Source organism: Pseudomonas sp. FG36 (genome assembly GCF_057809275.1).
Genome location: NZ_JBMDJQ010000005.1, coordinates 50,289 through 70,918, shown reverse-complemented (window position 1 = coordinate 70,918; position 20,630 = coordinate 50,289). Strand labels below are relative to the sequence as shown.

Genomic DNA, 20,630 nt, shown 5'->3' with positions numbered 1-20,630 from the left:
TTGCGTTATTGCGTCAGTTTGGCCTTGGCCGCCTCAAGGCCGGGTTTGCCGTCCACGGTGGTCACGCCGGCGAGCCAGGCGTCGAGCTTGCCGGGGTTGTCCTTCAGCCATTTTTTCGCGGCCGCCTCGGGCTTCATCTTGTCGTCCAGGACATAGCCCATCATGGTGCTTTCATCCTTGAGCTCGAACGACAGGTTCTTCAGCAGCTGACCAACGTTGCCGCATTCCTGGGCGTAGCCCTTGCGGGTGTTGGTCAGCACGGTGGCCTTGCCGAAGTCGGGACCGAAATAGGCATCCCCGCCGGTCAGGTACTGCATCTTGAAGCGGGTGTTCATCGGGTGCGGTTCCCAGCCGAGGAAGACGATCGCGTCTTCACGCTTCTGCGCCCGGTCGACCTGGGCCAGCATGCCCGCCTCGCTGGACTGCACGATCTGGAAGCCGGCGTCCTTCAGGCCGAAGGCGTTGTCGTCGATCATCTTCTGGATGGTGCGGTTGCCGTCGTTGCCAGGCTCGATGCCGTAGATCTTGCCCTTGAGCTCCTGCTTGAACTTGGGAATGTCGGCGAAGTCTTTCAGGCCCTTGTCATACAAGGCCTGGGGCACGGCCAGGGTGTACTTGGCGTTTTCCAGGTTGGCGCGCACGGTCTCGACGGTGCCGGCATCGCGGTACTGCTTGATGTCGTTCTCCATGGTCGGCATCCAGTTGCCGAGAAACACGTCCAGGTCCTTGCCGGTGGCCAGCGACTTGTAGGTCACCGGTACCGAGATCATGGTGGTGTGGGTCTTGTAGCCCAGGGCTTCGAGCACGACGCTGGTGGTCGCGGTGGTGACCGTGATGTCGGTCCAGCCGACATCGGAGAAACGCACCGTTTGACACTGCTCGGGTTCGGCGGCCTGGGCCAGCAGCGGAGCGGACAGCAACGCGACCAGCAACAGCTTGGGTGAACCTTTCATGGATGGACTCCTGTGATTTTATCTTCGGGTTCGCGTGGGCCGCCGGGCGTTCTCAGGGCTCCGGTCGACCAGGCCTGCAGAGGGCAGGATGCGAGGCCGTGCAATACGAGTCGCTTTCGATAATCCTCCAGCGTTCGGCAATCGCCTACTGGTGGCGTCGTATCCAGTACAGGACGGGTCGTATCCAGTACGGACGATGTCGCAACTGGATTTTTCCACCCCCATACCTCGGTTTTTGCGTCGTCCCGCCGCTGGAAAACGGCGCACGAAAGGCCCGTGCAGCGGCGGCGCTGCTGGACAAAAGTACGTCGGTTGCAGACGGCGAAGGGCTGGGCAAAAGCCCGATGATGCGAGCATTCAAGGCGGCTCGACTGTTTCAGCCTAGCAGTTGCTCCGCCCTGCGCCTGGCGCGCAGAGACAAGCCCAGCAAGAGGTGATTCGACAATGGCCATCAGCGTGTTCGACCTGTTCAAGATCGGTGTCGGGCCTTCCAGCTCGCACACCGTCGGCCCCATGCGCGCCGGTGCGCTGTTCGTCCAGGGGCTGCGTGAGCGTGGCGAGTTGGAGCAGGTGCGGCGCATCGAGGTGAGGCTGTATGGCTCGCTGTCGGCCACCGGCGTCGGCCATGGCACCGACAACGCCACGATCATGGGCCTGATGGGCGAATGGCCGGACGCCATCGACCCCAGCCAGATCACCCCACGCATCGCCGACCTGCGCGAAACCAACGTGCTCAAGCTCGACAATCGCCTGCCCATCGATTTCGTCTGGGCCCGCGACATGCTGCTGCTGGACGAGAACTTGCCGTACCACCCCAATGCCATGACCCTGATTGCCGAAAGTGAGGCGGGCGAGTTGCACCGCGACACCTACTACTCGGTGGGCGGCGGTTTCGTGGTCGATGCCGCCCAGGCCGCCAGTGGCGTGCTGGACGCGGACCAGACCGTGCTGCCCTACGACTTCGACAGCGCCGCCGAACTGCTGCGCCTGTGCAAGCAAAACGACCTGCGCGTGTCGCAATTGATGCTGGAGAACGAAAAGGTCTGGCGCAGCGAAGCCGAGATCCGCGCCGGCCTGCTCAAGCTCTGGCAAGCCATGCAGGAGTGCGTGAACAACGGCCTCAAACATGAAGGCATCCTCCCCGGCGGGCTCAATGTGCGTCGCCGCGCCGCCCGCCTGCACCGCAGCCTGCAGGAGCTGGGCAAGCCCAACGTGATCGGCTCGACCATGAGCGCCATGGAGTGGGTCAACCTGTTCGCCCTGGCGGTCAACGAAGAGAACGCCGCTGGCGGGCGCATGGTCACCGCGCCCACCAACGGCGCGGCGGGCATCATCCCGGCGGTGTTGCACTACTACATGCGTTTCTCCGATGCGGTGGATGAGTCCAACGTGGTGGACTTCTTCCTCGGCGCGGCTGCCGTGGGCATCCTGTGCAAGAAGAACGCCTCGATCTCCGGCGCCGAGGTTGGTTGCCAGGGCGAGGTCGGTTCGGCCTGCGCCATGGCTGCCGCGGGCTTGGCCGACGTGCTTGGCGCCACCCCGGCGCAGCTGGAGAACGCCGCCGAGATCGCCCTGGAGCACAATCTCGGCCTGACCTGCGACCCGGTCGGTGGCCTGGTGCAGGTCCCGTGCATCGAGCGCAACGCCATCGCCGCAGTGAAGGCGATCAATGCCGTGCAGATGGCCTTGCGCGGTGATGGCGAACACTTCATCTCGTTGGACCAGGTGATTCGCACCATGCGCGACACCGGCGCCGACATGCACGACAAGTACAAGGAAACCTCCCGTGGGGGGCTGGCGGTCAGCGTCATCGAATGCTGATGCGCCGTTCTGGCCCACACGTGACCGATGCGCCACATTCTGGCGCAGCGGTTGTCATCTACCGGCCGTCGCCTGTCGTTACCAGCAGGTTGGTTGTCGGTGACACTTAAGTCTGTCGCATCTGGGCAACCTTCCCACAAGTGCTACCGAATTGCTCAGGGGTGACGCGCAGAGGCGCTGGCGCGCCTGTTTGCGTTTGACCTGACGCTCATCACCCAGGCCGCTGGAAGGCGCATGCCGACGTCGCTTTTGGGTTTTATTGGATGGGCGTTCAAATTCAGGCATGCCATTTGCGTTGAGATTGGCAAAGCCCCTGCATACGAAACGGGGCCATTACAAGAACAGTGCTCGCCTGAAGCACACCCTGCATTGTGTGAGGAGAAATCGCGATGACGTCGTACACCTCCGGGACCCCAACCCAGAACCGCACAGCACCCCAGTCCATCGGCTTTCTCCTGCTGGACAACTTCACCCTCATTTCCCTGGCATCGGCAGTCGAGCCGCTGCGCATGGCCAACCAGCTGTCCGGTCGCGAGCTGTACCGCTGGCACACTCTGACCGTCGATGGTGGCCAGGTGTGGGCGAGCGACGGCCTGCAGATCACCCCCGACGCGGCCATGCACAGTGCGCCGCCGATGGACACCGTGATTGTCTGCGGTGGCGTTGGCATCCAGCGCACCGTCACCCGCGAGCACGTCACCTGGCTGCAGGCCCAGGCCCGCCAGTCGCGTCGCCTGGGCGCGGTGTGTACCGGCAGCTGGGCGTTGGCCTGCGCCGGGCTGCTAGACGGCTTTGACTGCAGCGTGCACTGGGAATGCCTGGCGGCAATGCAGGAGGCCTACCCGCGGGTGAACATGAGCACCCGCCTGTTCACCCTCGACCGCAACCGCTTTACCAGCTCTGGCGGTACCGCGCCGCTGGACATGATGCTGCACCTGATCAGCCGCGACCACGGCCGCGAGCTGTCGGCGGCGATCTCCGAGATGTTCGTCTACGAGCGCATCCGCAACGAGCAGGATCACCAGCGCGTGCCGCTCAAGCATATGCTCGGCACCAACCAGCCCAAGCTGCAGGAAATCGTCGCGCTGATGGAGGCCAACCTCGAGGAACCTATCGATCTCGACGAACTGGCGGTCTATGTGGCGGTGTCGCGGCGCCAGCTCGAGCGCCTGTTCCAGAAGTACCTGCACTGCTCGCCGTCGCGCTACTACCTCAAGCTGCGGCTGATCCGCGCCCGGCAACTGCTCAAGCAGACGCCGATGTCGATCATCGAGGTGGCCTCGGTGTGCGGGTTCGTCTCCACGCCACACTTCTCCAAGTGCTACCGCGAATACTTCGGCATTCCGCCGCGTGACGAGCGGGTGGGCTCGAACACCACCCAGCAGGTGGCAATGATGCCGATCCCGCAGGCAATGGCGCTGTCGCCCCACAGCGGGCCGATGGCGGCGCTGAGCCAGGCGCGCAATGAGTCGACCTTTGCCAGCGTGCGCCTCTAGACGCAGGCGGATTTGACGAGCTTGTGGGAGCGGGCTTGCCCGGCGATGGTTCAATCGCGGGGCAAGCCCACTCCCACAAATCTTGCGCCCACTTTTTCCGATGCCCTCAAGCGCGCGTGTTGTACTGCGCCAACGCCGGTAACAGCTGCTTGTCGATGGCCTGGCGCACCGCTGGCAGGATCGTCGCGCTGCCGGTGTACATCTGCTCGACCATGCCCTTGAGTGCCCGCGCATTGGGCTCGGTCAGCCCCCGCACCACCACCTCGCAGGCCTGCTCGGCACTGGCGCCGGCCGGAATGTCGAAACCCCGCGAGCGCAGTTGGCCCAGCAGGTCGTCCTGGTCGATCAGATCCGCATGCATCATGGCTGTTGTCCTTTGCTGCTGTTGTTTTAGACCGATTCTGTGGCGCACACGACAGGGCGGCAAGGACAGATTGCCGCAATGGCCGCTTTGGCTAAGAACAGGTCGTTTACGGCTAAATCGAGGGGGCGGGAAGGACGCACACTGAAGCCATTCACGGCACCGAAGGTTTGGTCACCTTCGCTTCATGCACAGTGGATGTTGCTCGCTCTCAATCCCGGATGCTCACGGCTTTCCGGGATTTTTTTTGCTGACTGAAAGCGCCTGGTAATTTTGTCAGTTGCCGGCTGACTGCTTTTGAAGTGTCATTGTGCAACATGTCTTCGAGGCGGATTATTGCCGGGACAACGTTACCACGTAGTAAGAAACAGGTGGCTCTGTAAGATAAAACTATATAGTCGTAGTCAACATAAGGAGAAGGGATATGGCTACATCCATTCATGTAGATAAAGTTGCCCTGGTGAATTTCACCATGGCGGACGGAAAACCCCGGCTTTCTGCTGGGGGCAACTGTCAAACGAACCATGACCTCGGGGCCAATATCTTTATAAAACCCTATAAAGATGATCCCTTACTCTGGAAGGCCTCCCACGGGCGTTTTAATGGCCGTTTCCTTTTTACGCTATTGCAGACTCTAGATGCAGTTGATGATAAAAACAAGTTGACTTTTGTTGCTTCGCCTTCTGAAGACGGAAGACTCGACCCCAGCTCCCCGGAGTCTTTCGAGATGGATCTTGTCATACCGGCTCCGGAAATCAGCAGCACACAAGGGGGAAAGAACACTGCCAGTATATTAGGTACCGGCATTAGTGGAGGCCGGGTGAATGTGACTCTTGATGGCCTGGTATTGCAGTCGATCATCAACAGCAGCGGTGGATGGTCGGCCTCATTCAGTGAAGTCACCGCCGGAACCCATACCGTGACAGCAGTGATCATCGATATTACCAGTACGCTGTCGGATTCTGCACCAGCTACAGACTCCGTGACCGTGACGGAGCCGGTCGTACGTCCCCTGCAAATTCTCTACCCTCCCGAGGCGTGGCCGGTTACGCGGGAGACGGAAGTTCACGGCGTCGCATCGCCTCAAAAAGGGGATGTGCAGGTAAGCCTGAGGGCCGGCGGTGTGGACATCAGCCCTGTTGAGATCGCATCAGTTTCCGCTGCTGGTGACTGGCGCACCAAGGTCAGGGCATCAGAGTTCAGGGGGGAGGATGTTGAAGTGATCGCCAGGCTTCCTGAAACGGGTGAAGAAGTTTCGGTGAAGGTGAAAATGAAAGAGTTTTCGCTTGCCAAGCTCTCACGGGCTGTTCAATATATTAATCGTGATGATAATGATATTATTTATATCCTTATTCAAGGGGTGAGCCGCTGTGATGATGTAATTGAGTATTATGGAAGTTCGCGTGATGATCCGAAGTTGCGCTGGCTTGAGATTGCTACGGCCGACAAAAATGGGTTCTGGGATTATAATCTCTCCCATATGGTGAAGAGACCGGATTTTTTTGTTCGACAGGTGGATGGCAAACGCCTGCTTTTTTTTAAACTTCGCCTTCAGGGAAATAATGAGAACACGAGCGAGGCTTTTCTTCCCTTTGGTAGTGTCGAGGTATTATCGCCCGCGGAAGGCATTCCGGTAACTTCGCCGGTTGTTTTTAGCGGGCGTTATGCATATCGATCTGATACGGTCATTACAATGACACTGCCTGATGGGACGGAAATAGCTATCCCCCCCCACGGAGGATAAAATCAACTGGACTTCTCCTCCGGTGGAACTGCCGCTGGGCTATGCAACTATTTCTTTCATGGTGGACAGTCCGATAACTATCCATGAGCTCGTAAACTTCAGCGTGTTTGTTGTTAATCCAGAAGTAGAGGCTTTATATCTCTGACCTCGATAGGGCAAGGCCGTCGTTCATGCGACGGCCTTGCGTTAAAATCAAGCAAGAGGCAGTCGGATCAGCCTGCCGACGAAAGCGGGGTGGGGAAGTGTCTTGTGGTCTACAAGCAGATTTTCCAAGAGGCTAATGGTTTGTGCACCAAACGCCGCCGACCTGGGGCCCTGCAAGTCCACATGCAGCAGCATCTGCTCACTGGCCGATAACGCATCTTCAACCCCTTCCCGGTGCAGGCTGTGGTACAGGTGCAGGCGTTTCTTGTCGAAGCCGATGATCTGCGTCTGCACCCACACCTCCGTATCGAGTTTCACCTCATGCAGGTAGTTGATGTGTGCCTCCAGGGTGAACAACGAATGCCCGCTCTGCCCCCGTGCGTCGGCATCCAGGCCGATGCGCTCCATCAGCGCATCGGTGGCATAGCTGAAAATCAGCAGGTAATAGGCGTCGCGCAGGTGGCCGTTGTAGTCGACCCACTCGGGCAACACTCGGGTGCGGTAGGTGATCAGGGCGGGCATCGTTTTCTCCTCAGTCGCTGAAGGCCATGCCGTGCTTGGCCTTGCTGGTTTTCACCGCTTCCAGCACCGCCAGCAGGGTGTCGTCACGATAACGCTCCAGCGCGGCGATGCTGCGTTCGCCCAATTGCTCCGAGGTGCCTTCCACCACATCGTCAATCAGCTTGTCCGTCAGTTCCGGCGCTGGCAGGTAGGTCCAGGGTAGCTTCAATGCCGGGCCGAACTGGGCCATGAAGTGGCGCATGCCGGCATCGCCTCCAGCCAGGGTGTAGGTGAGGAACGTACCCATGAACGACCAGCGCAGCCCAGCGCCAAAGCGAATCGCGTCGTCGATCTCGCCGGTGCTGGCGACACCGTCGTTGACCAGGTGCAGGGCTTCGCGCCATAGCGCTTCGAGCAGTCGATCAGCGATGAAACCGGGGACCTCCTTGCGCACATGCAGCGGGCGCATGCCCAGGCTGGTGTAGATGCTTTTCGCAGCTTCGATGGCTTCAGGGCTGGTCTTGCGACCGCCGACGATTTCCACCAGTGGCAGCAGGTAGACCGGGTTGAACGGGTGCCCCACCACGCAGCGTTCGGGGTGGGTCGCCGACTCGTAGAACTCGCTGGGCAGCAGCCCCGAGGTGCTGGAGCCGATGATCGCGTCGGGCTTGGCGGCGGCGCTGATCTTCGCGTGCAGGTCGAGCTTGAGGTCCAGACGTTCGGGGGCGCTTTCCTGGATGAAGTCGGCATCGCGCACACATTCCTCGATGGTGGCCACGAACCTCAGGCGATCCTGCGATGCGTCGAGTGCCAAGCCTTGTTTTTGCAGCGCCGGCCAGGCGTTGGCGATGCGCTTGCGCAGCGCGGCCTCGGCACCGGGGGCCGGGTCCCAGGCAACCACGTCGAGGCCTTGGGCCAGGGCGCGGGCGACCCAGCCGCTGCCGATCACGCCGCTACCCAGCGCGGCGAAAGTCTTGATGTCGGTGATGAAAGGCATATCTGGCTCCTGCGGGGATATTAGCGACGCTTGAGGTTCATCTTTTCCCGGCCTTCAGCCGGGGTGAGCACACGGCCACCCATGCGGGTGATGATCTCTGCGGCCCGCTCGACCAGCTGGCCGTTGCTGGCCAGCACGCCACGGTCCAGGTACAGGTTGTCTTCCAGCCCGACCCGCACGTTGCCGCCAAGCAGCACTGCCTGGGCAGCCATCGGCATCTGCATGCGACCAATGCCGAAACCGGCCCAGGTAACGTCGGCAGGCAGGTTATCGACCATGGCCTTCATGGTGGTGGTGTCGGCCGGAGCGCCCCACGGGATGCCCAGGCACAGCTGGAACAGCGGGTCTTGCAGCAGACCTTCCTTGATCATCTGTTTGGCGAACCACAGGTGGCCGGTGTCGAAGATCTCCAGCTCCGCCTTCACGCCTAGCTCGGTGATGCGCTTGGCGCCAGCACGCAGTTGGGCGGGGGTGGAGACATAGATGGCGTTGCCATCGCCGAAGTTGAGGGTGCCGCAGTCCAGGGTGCAGATCTCCGGCAGCAGCGCTTCGACATGGGCCAGGCGCTCCAGCGGGCCGATCAGGTCGGTGCCCGGGCCGAACTCCATGGGCGATTCGTCGGGACCGATCTCCAGGTCGCCGCCCATGCCGGCGGTGAGATTGACGATGATGTCCACGTCAGCCTCGCGGATGCGTTCCATCACCTCGCGGTAGAGGTTGACGTCGCGGCTGAAGCGGCCGGTCTGCGGGTCGCGAACGTGGCAGTGGACCACCGTGGCGCCGGCCTTGGCGGCTTCGACGGCGGACTCGGCGATCTGTTTTGGCGTGACCGGGACCAGGTGGCTCTTGGCGACCGTGTCGCCGGCACCGGTGAGGGCGCAGGTGATGATGACGTCGTGGTTCATTGATCGGTTCCTCGTGGTGTCTTTGCTGGCCCTATCGCCAGCAAGCCGGCTCCCACAGGGTTGGCGATGAACCCTGGTCGTGTGGACGTCCCGTGGGAGCTGGCTTGCCAGCGATGAGGCGGTGTCAGTTGGCGGTGAGCTTGAGGTTGTCCGCAGCCGGTTTGCCGTCGAAGGTGGTCACCCCGTCAAGCCAGCGGGCCTTGTCCTCGGGGTGGTCCTTGAGCCACTGGCGCGCGGATTCCAGCGCGTCCTTGTGGTCGAGCAGCGGCTGCATCATCCGGCTCTCGTCCTCGGCGCTGAAGCTGAGGTTGGTCAGCAGGCGATGGGCGTTGGGGCAGCGCTGGGCATAGTCCGGCGCGGTCACCGTCCACACCGTGGCGCGGCCCTCGTCCGGGCCGAGGGCGTCCTGGCTGTCGCCGAGGTAGACCATGTCGATGTTCACGTTCATCGGGTGCGGCGCCCAGCCGAAGAACACCACCGCCTCCTTGCGCCGCACGGCGCGGTCGACGGCGGCGAGCATGCCGGCCTCGCTGGACTCGACCAGCTGGAACTTGCCCAGATCGAACTGGTTCTTGCTGATCATCGCCTTGATCTGGGTATTGGCGCCGGAACCGGGCTCGATGCCGTAGAGCTTGCCGCCCAGCTCCTTGTGGAACTTGTGGATGTCGGCAAACGTCTTCAGGCCCTTGTCGGCCAGGTATTTCGGCACGGCGAGGGTGGCGCGGGCATCTTCCAGGCTGGGCTTGTCGAGCACCTTCACCTGGCCGGCCTGGACGAACGGGGTGATGGTCTGGGTCATGATCGGGTTCCAGTACCCGAGGAACATGTCCAGGCGCTTGTCGCGGATGCCGGCGAAGATGATCTGCTGCGAGGCGCTGGTCTGCTTGGTCTGGTAGCCCAGGCCGTCGAGCAGCACCTGGGCCATGGCGCTGGTGGCGATCACATCGGTCCAGTTGACCACGCCCAGGCGCACATCCTTGCAGGCGGCGGGTTCGGCGGCGAAAAGCGGAGTGGCTACGGTAGTGCTGAGCGCGAGGGACAACAGGCTGCGGCGGATAAAGCGATGCATGGTGGCTCTCCATCGGCAGTGCGTATTGTTATCGGATCCGGCCTCTGCGGGCCGTGAGAACACGCTACGCTGGCAGCAGGGTGGAAAATCGCACCCTGGCGACCAACACTTGCACGGAGGCGACCACCTTTGCCGCGGAGCACGCGATGCCGCAAACCATAGACTTCCTGTTGCTGCCAGGCTTCTCCGCCATGGGTTTCATCAGCGCCATCGAGCCACTGCGCGTGGCCAACCGTTTTCGTGGCCCGCTGTACCGTTGGCGTGTGCTGAGCCTGGACGGTGGTGCGGTGCAGGCCAGCAATGGCATGTCGGTGAATGCCGACGGTGCGCTGGGGGAGGGTGAACACGGGCGCCTGCTGCTGCTGGTGGCCGGTTTCGAGCCACTGGCGTGCTATGGGTTGAAGTTGCAGCACATGCTGCGTCGTCTCGACCATGAGGGCGTGGTGCTGGGCGGGATCGACACGGGCGCCATGGTGCTGGCCGAGGCCGGCCTGCTCGATGGTCACCGGGCCACCCTGCATTGGGAGGCACTGGAGGCGTTCAAGGAACGTTATCCACGCCTGCAGGCGACCCAGGAGCTGTTCGAGATCGACCGCCGACGCATCACCTGCGCCGGCGGCACGGCCTCCATCGACCTGATGCTCGATCTGATCGCCCAGGCCCACGGCAGCGAACTGGCGGTGCAGGTGTCCGAGCAGTTCGTGCTCGGGCGCATCCGCCCGCGCCAGGATCACCAGCGCATGGAAATCGCCACGCGCTATGGGTTGCGCAACAAGAAGCTGGTGAAGGTGATCGGCGAGATGGAGCGCAATACCGAGCTGCCACTCAATACTCAGGTGCTGGCCGATGGCGTGCAGGTGACCCGGCGGCAGCTGGAGCGGCTGTTTCGCCTGTACCTGGATGACACGCCCAGTGGCTTCTATCTGCGGCTGAGGCTGGACAAGGCCCGGCAGTTGCTGCGTCAGACCGACATGAGTGTGCTGGAGGTGGGGGTCGCGTGCGGATTCGAATCGGCGTCGTACTTCACCCGCTGTTATCGGGCACGGTTCGAGCGCTGTCCCAGAGAGGATCGACGGCTGGAGGTGCCGTCATGACGCCTGGACCGGGTCGAGCCTCGGCAAGCCTGCTTCCACAGGTGCCGCGTAGCGCGAAACCTGTGGAAGCCGGTGCAGCTTAGCTGTTGGGCAGCAAGCGGCAGGTGATGCTCTTGATGTAGCGGGTCTCGGCGATGGCCGGGTGCACCGGGTGGTCCGGGCCCTGGCCGCCGCGCTCGAGCAGTTGCAGGTTGCGGTCCAGGTGGCGGGCGCTGGTCAGCAGGATGTTGTGCAGGTCGTCCTCGGGCAGGTGCATCGAGCACGAGGCGCTGACCAGGATGCCGTCCTTGGTGAGCATGCGCATGGCCTGTTCGTTGAGGCGGCGGTAGGCGGCCTCGCCGTTCTTCAGGTCTTTCTTGCGTTTGATGAAGGCGGGCGGGTCGGCGATGATCACGTCGAAGCGCTCTTCGGCGGCTTTCAGCTCGCGCAGGGCTTCGAACACGTCGCCTTCGATGCAGGTCAGCTTCTCGCCGATGCCGTTGAGCGCGGCATTGCGCTCGACGCCGTCGAGGGCGAAGCCCGAGGCGTCCACGCAGAACACTTCGCTGGCGCCGAACGCGCCGGCCTGCACGCCCCAGCCACCGATGTAGCTGAACAGGTCGAGCACGCGCTTGCCTTTGACGTAGGGTGCCAGGCGGGCGCGGTTCATGCGGTGGTCGTAGAACCAGCCGGTCTTCTGGCCTTCACGTACCGGGGCTTCGAACTTGACGCCGTTCTCTTCCAGCGCGACCCAGTCCGGCACTTCGCCGTAGACGGTCTCGACATAACGCTCCAGGCCTTCGGCGTCGCGAGCGGCGGAATCGTTCTTGAACAGGATGCCGCTGGGTTTGAGCACCTGAACCAGCGCGGCGATCACCTCGTCCTTGTGCGCTTCCATGGTGGCCGAGGCCAGCTGGACCACGAGGATGTCGAAGAAACGTTCGACCACCAGGCCCGGCAGCAGGTCGGAGTCGCCATACACCAGGCGGTAGCACGGCTTGTCGAACAGGCGCTCGCGCAGCGACAGGGCCACGTTCAGGCGGTGCACCAGCAGCGACTTGTCCAGCGGCAGCTTGGCATCGCGCGACAGCAGGCGGGCGCAGATCAGGTTGTTCGGGCTCATGGCCACCACGCCCAGCGGCTTGCCGTTGGCGGCTTCGAGGATGGCCTGCTGGCCGGCCTTCAGGCCTTGCAGCGGGGTCGCGGCAACATCGACTTCATTGCTGTAGACCCACAGGTGGCCGGCGCGCAGACGGCGGTCGGCATTGGCTTTGAGGCGAAGGCTGGGCAGGGACATGACGTCGCTCCGGGAAAAAAGAGCGGGAGTATACCGTGTTGGCCCCAGGTTCGCTGGTGGGTGCGACCAACTGGTCCGCGCCCACGGCTAAAGAAATTCTTGGATCCAACGATTCACTGATAGTCACCCTGCCGGCGTACAGGGTTAGAATCCCCCGTCCCCAGCGAGAATGCACGAATGTCCCAGGAACTCACCGCCGAACAGATCCAGCAAGCCCTGCAGGGCATCACCATCCCGCCACAGCCGCAGATCATGGTCGACCTGCAGTTCGAGCAGTACATGCCCGACCCGGACCTGGAGACCATCGCCAAGCTGATCGCGCAGGACCCCGGCCTGTCCGGCGCCCTGCTCAAACTGGTCAACTCGGCGCAGTTCGGCCTGGCGAACAAGATCGGCTCGATCCAGCGCGCGGTGAACCTGCTGGGCAGCCGTTCGATCATCAACCTGATCAACGCGCAATCGATCCGGGGCGAGATGAGCGACGAGACCATCGTCACCCTCAACCCGTTCTGGGACACCGCCCAGGACGTGGCCATGACCTGCCTGACCCTGGCCAAGCGCACCGGTATCCAGGCGGTGGACGAGGCCTACACCCTGGGCCTGTTCCACGATTGCGGCGTGCCGCTGATGCACAAGCGCTTCCCCAACTACATGGAAGTGCTGGAAGAATCCTACGCCAAGGCCAATGACGAGGTCCGCGTGGTGGACACCGAGAACCGCGTGTTCAACACCAACCATTCGGTGGTCGGCTACTTCACTGCCAAGTCCTGGCGTCTGCCCGAGCACATCAGCGCGGCCATCGCCAACCACCACAACGCCCTGGCGGTGTTCCGCGACGAATCCTCGCGTAACACCCAGACCCAGCTGAAGAACCTGCTGGCGGTACTGAAGATGTCCGAGCACATCTGCGCTTCGTACCGTGTGCTGGGCAACCAGAGCGTCGATCACGAGTGGAACATGGTGGGGCCGCTGGTGCTGGACTACATCGGCCTGACCGAATACGACTTCGAGCAGCTCAAGCAGAACATCCGCGAAATGGGCGGGCACTGAGCCATGCCGGAGCTGCCAGAGGTCGAGACCACGCGGCGCGGCATCGCGCCCCATCTGCAAGGCCAACGGGTCAGCCGCGTGGTGGTGCGTGACCGGCGCCTGCGCTGGCCGATCCCGGAAGACCTGGACGTGCGCCTGTCGGGGCAGCGCATCGTCAGTGTCGAGCGCCGCGCCAAGTACCTGCTGATCAACGCCGAGGTCGGCACCCTGATCAGCCACCTGGGCATGTCGGGCAACCTGCGCCTGGTCGAGCTGGGCTTGCCGGCGGCCAGGCACGAGCATGTGGACATCGAGCTCGAGTCGGGGCTGATGCTGCGCTACACCGACCCGCGCCGATTCGGGGCGATGCTGTGGAGCCTCGATCCGCTCAACCATGAGCTGCTGATTCGCCTGGGGCCAGAGCCGCTCACCGACCTGTTCGACGGTGAGCGCCTGTTCCAGTTGTCCCGGGGACGGTCGATGGCAGTCAAGCCGTTCATCATGGACAACGCGGTGGTGGTTGGCGTGGGCAACATCTACGCCACCGAAGCCTTGTTCGCGGCCGGGATCGATCCGCGCCGCGAAGCTGGCGGGATTTCGCGGGCGCGCTATCTGAAGCTGGCGATCGAGATCAAACGAGTGTTGGCGGCGGCCATCGAACAGGGCGGGACCACCTTGCGTGACTTCATCGGTGGCGATGGCCAGCCGGGCTACTTCCAGCAGGAGCTGTTCGTGTATGGGCGTCGTGGGCAGCCATGCAAACTGTGCGGCACCGAGCTGCGCGAAGTGAAGCTGGGCCAGCGGGCGAGCGTGTTCTGCCCGAAATGCCAGCGTTGAGTTCCGAGGCCGCGTTGCGGCCTATCGCCGGCAAGCCGGCTCCCACAAGTTGAAAGCATGCTCGGCCCATGTGGGAGCCGGCTTGCCGGCGATAGGGCCGGTACAGGCGAGAGCGGATCAGTCGACGATCGCCGCCCGCCCCACGCCCCGCGGGTCGCTGGCCGCCTCCACAGTCCCGCCAGCCTTGTCCCAATAAAGCACCTGCTGGTTCCCATACTGGCGCCCGACATCCTTCAACCGATACCCACGCCCTTCAAGCTCGGCCTTCTGCCGCACACTGAACGTCCCCGGCTCATGCTCCACCACGTCCGGCAGGTACTGGTGGTGATAGCGCGGTGTCGCCGGCCACTCGGCCACCGGCCGGCCCTCCAGGAACCCCAGCACCGACAGCAGCACCATGCTGGGTATGCGGCTGCCGCCCGGCGTGCCGAAAGTGGCGAGCTGGCTGGGGCTTTCGATGAAGGTCGGGCTCATGCTCGACAAGGGGCGCTTGCCCGCCGCCACCGCATTGGCCTGGCTCCCGGCCAGGCCATAGCTGTTGCTGCCGCCAGGGTCGGCGGCGAAATCGTCCATCTCGTTGTTCAGCACCACCCCGGTCCCCGGCACGCTGAACGCCGCGCCAAACGGCAGGTTGACCGACAGCGTGGCGGACACGGCGTTGCCGTCGCCATCGATCACCGCGAAATGGGTGGTGTGGTCGCCTTCACGCCAGGCGGGTGAGGGCGGCAGCGCGCTGCTGGGGGTGGCCTGGTGCACATCGATACTGTCGGCCAGCCCTGTCAGGTACTGGCGCGCCAGTAGCCGGTTGATCGGGTTGCTCACATAGTCCGGGTCGCCGAGCAGGCCGCGGTCGCGGTAGGCGCGGCGCAGCACTTCGATCACATAGTGGCTGCGTTGCACGGGTTCTGCGCTCTGCCAGGGCAGGCGCTGCAGCATGGCCAGGCTTTGTGCCAGGGCCACGCCGCCGGCCGAGGGCGGCGGGCTGCTGATCAGTTCACGCTGGTCGGCCAGCGGATAACGCAGCGGTTCACGCCACGCCGTACGGTAGCCGGCGAGGTCGTCGAGGGTCCAGATACCGCCGGCCTGGCGCACGCCTTCGACCAGGCGGCGGGCCATCGGGCCACGGTAGAAGCCGTCGCGGCCCTGCTCGGCCATGGCTTGCAGGGTGGCGGCCAATTCGGGTTGGCGGATCACCGTGCCCAGGGCCGGTACTTCATTGCCACTGAGGAACAGCCGTGCGCTTTCGGCATCGTCGCGCAGGGCGCTCAGGCGCATGGTGGCGCGATCGCGATAGATGCGGTCGACGGCGAAGCCCTGGTTGGCCAGGCGGATGGCCGGGGCCAGGCTGTCCTTGAGCGGCAGCTTGCCGTGGGTGCTGGCGAGGTCGGCCAGGGCCTGGGGCAGGCCGGGGATCGCGGCGGCCAGCGGCCCGTTGATCGACAGGCCGGGCTGCACCTTGCCGTCCTTGAGGTACATGTCCGCACGGGCCGCGGCCGGAGCGCGTTCGCGCGCATCGAGGAAGGTATACCGTGGCGTGGCGCCGCTCTCGCGCAGCAGGAAGAAGCCGCCGCCACCCAGGCCCGAGCCATAGGGCTCGACCACGGCCAGCGTGGCGCTGATGGCCACGGCGGCGTCGAAGGCGTTGCCGCCTTGTTGCAGGATCTGTTGCGCCGCCGAGGTCGCCTCGCTGTGCGGGCTGGCGATGGCCGCACGCCCGGGGCCTTGCGCCTGGGCGGCGCAGGCCAGCAGGGCCAGGCAGGCGCCGAGGGCTGCGCGCTGTAACGCCGCGACGAACGGCATCAGGCCTTGCCGGTGATCCGGCGGTACTTGGCCATCAGCTCGTCTTCGGTTTCCGGGTGGGCTTCATCCAGGGGGATGCAGTCTACCGGGCAGACCTGCTGGCACTGTGGCTCGTCGTAGTGGCCCACGCACTGGGTGCACAGGTTCGGGTCGATCACGTAGATCTCTTCGCCTTGCGAGATGGCGGCGTTCGGGCACTCGGGTTCGCAGACGTCGCAGTTGATGCAATCGTCGGTGATGATCAGGGACATGGGGACTCCGGCCTGGGCATCGGGCCCGGGCATGTTTCAAAGCGATGGGCGCAATTGTGCCGGATTCGCGCCCGCAGTGCACGCGGGCGCGACATCGTGACCGCGAGGGTTACTTGCGGAAGCGCTCGGTCAGTGCGTCGGCCACGGCCGGGTGCACGAACTTGCTGATATCACCGCCCAACGCGGCGATTTCCCGGACCAGCGTCGAGGAAATGAACGAATAGCGCTCCGATGGCGTGAGGAACAGGCTCTCGACGTCTGGCGCGAGCTGGCGGTTCATGTTGGCCAGTTGGAACTCGTATTCGAAGTCGGACACGGCACGCAGACCGCGCAGGAACACATTGGCGCCTTTTTCCTTGGCAAAATGCGCCAGCAGCGAGGAGAAGCCGATGACTTCGACATTGGGCAGGTGCTTGGTGACCTCGCGGGCCAGCTCGACCCGCTGTTCCAGGGGGAACAAGGGGTTTTTCTTCGGGCTGGCCGCCACGGCGATGATCACATGGTCGAACAGGCGCGAGGCGCGCTCGACCAGGTCGCCATGGCCTTTGGTAATGGGGTCGAAAGTACCCGGGTACAACACTCGGTTCATCGCGTCATCCTGGCTGGAGTGCGTTGGGGAGTCGGATGGTAGCGCAGCGATTGCGCCCGGCCAAGTCGCGTGGCCGGCTGATGGCACTATAGACAGCGCGGCCATTGGCTGTCATGTGCCGCGTGCCAGGCGGCCGACCAGCGCTTCGCTGAGCAGGGCGGCCAGGGCGTAGACCGACAGCTGCGGGTTGGCGCCGATACTGGTGGGGAACAGCGAACCGTCGTGGATCGACAGGTTCTCCAGCTGGTGATGGCGGCCCAGGCTGTCGCACACGGCCTGACGCGGATCCTCGCCCAGGGCGCAGCCGCCCATGACGTGGGCGCTGCCCAGGCGCATGCGCAGCAGCTCCAGGGGCAGGCCGTCGATCAGTGCCAGGGCTTGCGCCGGGGCGCCGACGTAGCGCGCATCGCCATGCACCGGCATCACCTGACGGGCACCGGCGGCGAACTGGATCTGCGCCATGCTGTGCCAGGCTCGGCGCAGGCCATCGCGCAGGTAGTCGGTGACGGGGTAGTCGAGCACCGGTGAGCCATCGCCACGCAGCTCCACCTGGCCGCCGGGGCTGTCGGGGTGGAAGCCGTCGCGCAGCAGCGCCAGCATCACATGGGTGTGGGGCAGTTCGGCCATGCGCTGGGCATTGTCCTGGCCATGGCCGCCGAGCAGGGTGCTGGCCAGGGCCGGGTGCAACGGTGGTACTTCGAGTTTGTAGCCCACCGGGCCGGTGACACCGTCCTGCCACTGGAACTGGTCGCTGTAGATCGATTGTGGCGCACCGTAGTACGGGTCGATCTTCGCTTCGAACTGTGCGGCGCTGAAGTTGACCAGGTGCAGGAAGGTGCGCTTGCCCAGGCGCTGGTGCGGGTCAGGCGCGTCTGAGCGCAGCAGCAGTGCCGGGCTGTTGATACCACCGCCAGCGAGCACATAGTGGCGGGCGCGTACGCGAATCTGGCGGCCTGTGGGCTGAATACCCCGGGCGTCCAGGGCCTGGCATTGCAAGTGATCGATGCGCTGGCCGTCATGACTGAACCGCTCGGCACGGGCCAGGTAAAGCAGCTCGCCGCCGTGCTCCAGCGTGGCAGGGATGCTGGTGACCAGCATCGACTGCTTGGCGTTGACCGGGCAGCCCATGCCGCAGTAACCCAGGTTCCAGCAGCCGCGCACGTTGCGCGGAATCACCGCCCAGCGGTGACCGAGCGCCTCGCAGCCGCGACGCAACACGTCGTTGTTGGCATTGGGCGGCATCGCCCAGGGACTGATGCCCAGGTGCTGCTCCATGCGCTCGAACCACGGCTTCAGGGTGTCGTTGTCCAGGCCCTTGACCCCATGCTCGCGGGCCCAGTGTTCCAGGGTCTGTGGCGGTGTGCGAAAGCTCGATGTCCAGTTGACCAGGGTGGTGCCGCCCACCGCCCGGCCCTGCAGAATGGTAATGGCGCCGTCTTTGCTCAGACGGCCCAGGCCCTCCTGGTAGAGGTCGGCGTAGGCTTCGTGCTCGAGCAGGTGGAAGTCACTGCTGGTCTTCAGCGGCCCCTCTTCGATCAGCAGCACCTTCAAGCCGGCGGCGCTGAGCCGTTCGGCGGTGGTGGCGCCACCCGCGCCGCTACCGATGACGGCGACGTCGGCTGCGAGGGTCAGGTCCTGTTCCAGGCGCGAGCCGTCGTGGGTGATCCAGCCTCGTTCGAGGCCTAGGCGGAATGGGTCGGGGACGGGCATTTGGCGGTGCTCTTGTCTGGTGTTCAGATCTTTGGTGGGCCGGGGTAGCCGCACGCCGCCCAGGCTTCGGGGCGTTCGTACCAGGCCATCAGCAGCAGTTGCAGCAACGAGGCGTGGCCCTGACGCAGCAGGTTCAACGAGCTGTCGCGCCAGCGTTCGAGGAAGCGTTCAACCTCGGCGCCGGTGGCCTCTGTCCAGCTGCCCCAGACCCCGGTCAGCGGGCCTCGGGTGAGGGGCAGGGTGAGCACATCGAACAGTTGTCGGGTCAGCTTGAGCATGGCAGGCGACAGTGCCGCCAGCTTGTGGTCGAGGCTTTGCAGCACCTGCTCCGTGGAGGCTTGGGTGCCGGCCAGCACGACGGGGATCAGGGCCTGCAACAACGGCAGGTCGTCGTTGCGCAGCGCCTGGTAACCCGTCGACGGCGTCTGCTCGCTGCAGCCGACCAGGCTTGCCGCCCCCAGAAACAGGCTGGCGCCCAGGCCGAAGCGCAGCAGGTCGCGGCGCTGCATCAGCGGATAAACAGCTTGTAGACCAGGCGCTGCAAGGCCTTGCCATAGGGCGGATAGATAACCTTGGCGGCATTGATGCGTTGCTTGGCCAGCACGGCCTTGGCCTTGCTGAAGGTCAGGAAGCCTTCGTGGCCGTGGTAGTGGCCCATGCCCGACGGGCCGATGCCGCCAAATGGAAGGTCATCCTGGGCCACATGCAGCAGGGTGTCGTTGAGGCAGACACCGCCGGAGTGGGTGTCGCGCAGCACCCGGGTCTGCTCGCCACGTTCATAGCCGAAGTAGTAGAGCGCCAGGGGGCGAGGTCGCTGGTTGATGTAGGCCAGGGCCTCGTCCAGGCGGTCGTAGGGCACCACGGGCAGCAATGGGCCGAAAATTTCGTCCTGCATCACCTGCATGCTGTCGTTTACGTCCAGCAGCAGGTGTGGGGGCAGGCGGCGCCCCTGGCGCGGCTCGTCGGGATAGAGGTCGATCACCTGGGCACCCTGCTCGCGGGCATCGTCCAGCAGCCGGTTCAGGCGGCCAAGCTGGCGCTCGTTGATGATCGCGCTGTAGTCGGGGTTGCCAGCGAGCCGCGGATAGAGGCGACGCACGGCATGCCGGTAGGCCTCGGCGAAGGCGTCCAGGCGCTCGCGGGGCACCAGCACGTAGTCGGGGGCGACGCAGGTCTGGCCGGCGTTGAGGGTCTTGCCGAAGGCGATGCGTTCGGCGGCGGTCTCCAGCGGCACGTCGGCCGAGACGATGGCCGGCGACTTGCCGCCCAGCTCCAGGGTCACCGGCGTCAGGTTCTGTGCGGCGGCCAGCATCACATGGCGACCGACGCTGGTGGCGCCGGTGAACAGCAGATGATCGAAGGGCAGGCGGGCAAAAGCCTGGCCGACTTCCACCTCGCCCAGCACCACGCTGACCAGATCATTGGGGAACACGCGCTCGAGCAGGTTCTTGAGGGCCTGGCCACTGGCCGGGGTCGACTCGCTGAGCTTGAGCATCACCCGGTTGCCGGCGGCCAGGGCGCCGGTCAGCGGACCGATGGCGAGAAACAGCGGGTAGTTCCACGGCACGATGATCCCCACCACGCCCAGTGGCTGGTATTGCACCCGGGCGCTGGCTGGTTGGAAGGCCAGGCCGACCTTGCGCCGCGATGGGCGCATCCAGCGGCCCAGCTGTTTCTCTGCATCGCGCAGGCCCATGACCGAGGGCATCAGTTCGGCGAGCAGGGTTTCGTCACGGCTGCGGCCACTGAAGTCGGCATCGATGCTCGTGATCAAGGCCTCCTGGTCCGCCAGCAGCGCCTCGCGCAGGCTTTTCAACCACTGCCGGCGTTGCGTGGCCGGGGGCATCGGGTTGCCGGCGAACGCCTGTCGCTGGGCGTCGAACGTCGCTTGCAGGTCGAGGTCGGATTGCACAGGGGGAAGTACGGCAGGCGAGGTCATGGCGGCTCCGGGGCTGACGAGTGAATAGAGCATATACTCTAATTGGAACCATGGTGCACCATTTTTCACTTGGGCGGCGGTGCACCCGACGGGCTGGAAGCCGTAAGATGGGCC

General features: G+C 64.2%; 19 protein-coding genes. 6 read left to right on the top strand and 13 right to left on the bottom strand.

What is annotated here, in order from left to right; genetic code table 11:
* Positions 1–5: 5 nt before the first annotated feature.
* Positions 6–953, bottom strand: a complete 948-nt coding sequence (locus tag ACODS9_RS06275) for a choline ABC transporter substrate-binding protein (protein WP_023629855.1) — start codon at positions 951–953, stop codon at positions 6–8.
* A gap of 444 nt (positions 954–1,397) precedes the next feature.
* Here ACODS9_RS06275 and ACODS9_RS06270 point away from each other — a divergent pair, with 444 nt between their 5' ends.
* Both ACODS9_RS06270 and gbdR read left to right on the top strand, forming a co-directional pair.
* Complete coding sequence (locus ACODS9_RS06270; protein ID WP_489093518.1) at positions 1,398–2,774, top strand: L-serine ammonia-lyase; 1,377 nt, start codon at positions 1,398–1,400, stop codon at positions 2,772–2,774.
* A gap of 389 nt (positions 2,775–3,163) precedes the next feature.
* Positions 3,164–4,270 (top strand): choline metabolism transcriptional regulator GbdR, encoded by a 1,107-nt coding sequence (gene gbdR, locus ACODS9_RS06265; RefSeq protein ID WP_046853807.1) that lies wholly within the window; start codon positions 3,164–3,166, stop codon positions 4,268–4,270.
* Between the two features lie 106 nt (positions 4,271–4,376).
* Here gbdR and ACODS9_RS06260 read toward each other — a convergent pair whose 3' ends face one another.
* On the bottom strand, positions 4,377–4,634 hold the full coding sequence (locus ACODS9_RS06260; protein ID WP_031315015.1) for a hypothetical protein: 258 nt from the start codon (positions 4,632–4,634) through the stop codon (positions 4,377–4,379).
* Between the two features lie 421 nt (positions 4,635–5,055).
* On the opposite strand from ACODS9_RS06260, the gene ACODS9_RS06255 reads away from it, so the two are divergent.
* Positions 5,056–6,375: a hypothetical protein gene (locus ACODS9_RS06255; RefSeq protein ID WP_489093517.1), complete on the top strand. Its 1,320-nt coding sequence runs from the start codon at positions 5,056–5,058 to the stop codon at positions 6,373–6,375.
* Positions 6,376–6,567: 192 nt separating this feature from the next.
* Here the strand turns inward: ACODS9_RS06255 and ACODS9_RS06250 are convergent, their stop codons facing one another.
* The 4 genes from ACODS9_RS06250 to choX form a co-directional block, all read right to left on the bottom strand.
* Entirely contained in the window at positions 6,568–7,041 is a 474-nt protein-coding gene (locus tag ACODS9_RS06250; RefSeq protein ID WP_489093516.1) for a thioesterase family protein, read from the bottom strand.
* A gap of 10 nt (positions 7,042–7,051) precedes the next feature.
* Entirely contained in the window at positions 7,052–8,017 is a 966-nt protein-coding gene (locus tag ACODS9_RS06245) for an L-carnitine dehydrogenase (protein WP_489093515.1), read from the bottom strand.
* 20 nt (positions 8,018–8,037) lie between these two features.
* A complete protein-coding gene (gene cdhC, locus ACODS9_RS06240) occupies positions 8,038–8,922 on the bottom strand; it encodes a 3-dehydrocarnitine:acetyl-CoA trimethylamine transferase CdhC (RefSeq protein WP_401107283.1) in 885 nt (294 codons plus the stop codon).
* A 124-nt stretch (positions 8,923–9,046) separates the two neighbouring features.
* Complete coding sequence (gene choX, locus ACODS9_RS06235; RefSeq protein ID WP_038706982.1) at positions 9,047–9,991, bottom strand: choline ABC transporter substrate-binding protein; 945 nt, start codon at positions 9,989–9,991, stop codon at positions 9,047–9,049.
* Between the two features lie 146 nt (positions 9,992–10,137).
* Here choX and ACODS9_RS06230 point away from each other — a divergent pair, with 146 nt between their 5' ends.
* Complete coding sequence (locus tag ACODS9_RS06230) at positions 10,138–11,085, top strand: GlxA family transcriptional regulator (protein WP_489093514.1); 948 nt, start codon at positions 10,138–10,140, stop codon at positions 11,083–11,085.
* 79 nt (positions 11,086–11,164) lie between these two features.
* Here the strand turns inward: ACODS9_RS06230 and ACODS9_RS06225 are convergent, their stop codons facing one another.
* Complete coding sequence (locus ACODS9_RS06225; RefSeq protein WP_489093513.1) at positions 11,165–12,361, bottom strand: class I SAM-dependent rRNA methyltransferase; 1,197 nt, start codon at positions 12,359–12,361, stop codon at positions 11,165–11,167.
* A 231-nt stretch (positions 12,362–12,592) separates the two neighbouring features.
* Between ACODS9_RS06225 and ACODS9_RS06220 the strand changes: the two genes are divergently transcribed.
* Both ACODS9_RS06220 and mutM read left to right on the top strand, forming a co-directional pair.
* Complete coding sequence (locus tag ACODS9_RS06220; RefSeq protein WP_172670915.1) at positions 12,593–13,411, top strand: HDOD domain-containing protein; 819 nt, start codon at positions 12,593–12,595, stop codon at positions 13,409–13,411.
* Positions 13,412–13,414: 3 nt separating this feature from the next.
* Positions 13,415–14,227 carry a bifunctional DNA-formamidopyrimidine glycosylase/DNA-(apurinic or apyrimidinic site) lyase gene (mutM, locus tag ACODS9_RS06215; RefSeq protein WP_023631621.1) on the top strand — a complete coding sequence of 271 codons (813 nt, stop codon included), beginning with the start codon at positions 13,415–13,417 and terminating at the stop codon, positions 14,225–14,227.
* Between the two features lie 117 nt (positions 14,228–14,344).
* Here the strand turns inward: mutM and ggt are convergent, their stop codons facing one another.
* The 6 genes from ggt to ACODS9_RS06185 all read right to left on the bottom strand — a co-directional run bounded on the left by ggt (position 14,345) and on the right by ACODS9_RS06185 (position 20,516).
* The gene (gene ggt / locus ACODS9_RS06210) at positions 14,345–16,027 is read right to left on the bottom strand and encodes a gamma-glutamyltransferase (RefSeq protein WP_401107291.1); all 1,683 of its coding nucleotides are present in this window, start codon (positions 16,025–16,027) and stop codon (positions 14,345–14,347) included.
* Entirely contained in the window at positions 16,027–16,278 is a 252-nt protein-coding gene (locus ACODS9_RS06205) for a YfhL family 4Fe-4S dicluster ferredoxin (RefSeq protein WP_011531711.1), read from the bottom strand. Before ACODS9_RS06205 ends, ggt begins: the two co-directional genes overlap by 1 nt.
* 109 nt (positions 16,279–16,387) lie before the next feature.
* Positions 16,388–16,867, bottom strand: a complete 480-nt coding sequence (coaD, locus tag ACODS9_RS06200) for a pantetheine-phosphate adenylyltransferase (protein ID WP_023631729.1) — start codon at positions 16,865–16,867, stop codon at positions 16,388–16,390.
* A gap of 111 nt (positions 16,868–16,978) precedes the next feature.
* Positions 16,979–18,577, bottom strand: a complete 1,599-nt coding sequence (locus ACODS9_RS06195) for a GMC family oxidoreductase (RefSeq protein WP_489093512.1) — start codon at positions 18,575–18,577, stop codon at positions 16,979–16,981.
* Between the two features lie 23 nt (positions 18,578–18,600).
* Positions 18,601–19,086, bottom strand: coding sequence for a twin-arginine translocation pathway signal protein (locus tag ACODS9_RS06190; protein WP_489093511.1), 486 nt, complete (start codon positions 19,084–19,086; stop codon positions 18,601–18,603).
* The gene (locus tag ACODS9_RS06185; protein WP_489093510.1) at positions 19,086–20,516 is read right to left on the bottom strand and encodes a coniferyl aldehyde dehydrogenase; all 1,431 of its coding nucleotides are present in this window, start codon (positions 20,514–20,516) and stop codon (positions 19,086–19,088) included. Before ACODS9_RS06185 ends, ACODS9_RS06190 begins: the two co-directional genes overlap by 1 nt.
* Positions 20,517–20,630 lie beyond the last annotated feature (114 nt).

Excerpts from the sequence above, each read along its gene's own strand:
- ACODS9_RS06195 (WP_489093512.1), bottom strand. The coding sequence starts at position 18,577 with ATGCCCGTCCCCGACCCATTCCGCCTAGGCCTCGAACGAGGCTGGATC.
- ACODS9_RS06270 (WP_489093518.1), top strand. The coding sequence starts at position 1,398 with ATGGCCATCAGCGTGTTCGACCTGTTCAAGATCGGTGTCGGGCCTTCC.
- ACODS9_RS06255 (WP_489093517.1), top strand. The coding sequence starts at position 5,056 with ATGGCTACATCCATTCATGTAGATAAAGTTGCCCTGGTGAATTTCACC.
- ACODS9_RS06225 (WP_489093513.1), bottom strand. The coding sequence starts at position 12,361 with ATGTCCCTGCCCAGCCTTCGCCTCAAAGCCAATGCCGACCGCCGTCTG.
- mutM (WP_023631621.1), top strand. The coding sequence starts at position 13,415 with ATGCCGGAGCTGCCAGAGGTCGAGACCACGCGGCGCGGCATCGCGCCC.
- choX (WP_038706982.1), bottom strand. The coding sequence starts at position 9,991 with ATGCATCGCTTTATCCGCCGCAGCCTGTTGTCCCTCGCGCTCAGCACT.
- ACODS9_RS06185 (WP_489093510.1), bottom strand. The coding sequence starts at position 20,516 with ATGACCTCGCCTGCCGTACTTCCCCCTGTGCAATCCGACCTCGACCTG.
- ACODS9_RS06230 (WP_489093514.1), top strand. The coding sequence starts at position 10,138 with ATGCCGCAAACCATAGACTTCCTGTTGCTGCCAGGCTTCTCCGCCATG.
- ACODS9_RS06245 (WP_489093515.1), bottom strand. The coding sequence starts at position 8,017 with ATGCCTTTCATCACCGACATCAAGACTTTCGCCGCGCTGGGTAGCGGC.
- ACODS9_RS06260 (WP_031315015.1), bottom strand. The coding sequence starts at position 4,634 with ATGATGCATGCGGATCTGATCGACCAGGACGACCTGCTGGGCCAACTG.
- ACODS9_RS06205 (WP_011531711.1), bottom strand. The coding sequence starts at position 16,278 with ATGTCCCTGATCATCACCGACGATTGCATCAACTGCGACGTCTGCGAA.
- coaD (WP_023631729.1), bottom strand. The coding sequence starts at position 16,867 with ATGAACCGAGTGTTGTACCCGGGTACTTTCGACCCCATTACCAAAGGC.
- ggt (WP_401107291.1), bottom strand. The coding sequence starts at position 16,027 with ATGCCGTTCGTCGCGGCGTTACAGCGCGCAGCCCTCGGCGCCTGCCTG.
- ACODS9_RS06250 (WP_489093516.1), bottom strand. The coding sequence starts at position 7,041 with ATGCCCGCCCTGATCACCTACCGCACCCGAGTGTTGCCCGAGTGGGTC.
- cdhC (WP_401107283.1), bottom strand. The coding sequence starts at position 8,922 with ATGAACCACGACGTCATCATCACCTGCGCCCTCACCGGTGCCGGCGAC.
- gbdR (WP_046853807.1), top strand. The coding sequence starts at position 3,164 with ATGACGTCGTACACCTCCGGGACCCCAACCCAGAACCGCACAGCACCC.
- ACODS9_RS06190 (WP_489093511.1), bottom strand. The coding sequence starts at position 19,086 with ATGCAGCGCCGCGACCTGCTGCGCTTCGGCCTGGGCGCCAGCCTGTTT.
- ACODS9_RS06275 (WP_023629855.1), bottom strand. The coding sequence starts at position 953 with ATGAAAGGTTCACCCAAGCTGTTGCTGGTCGCGTTGCTGTCCGCTCCG.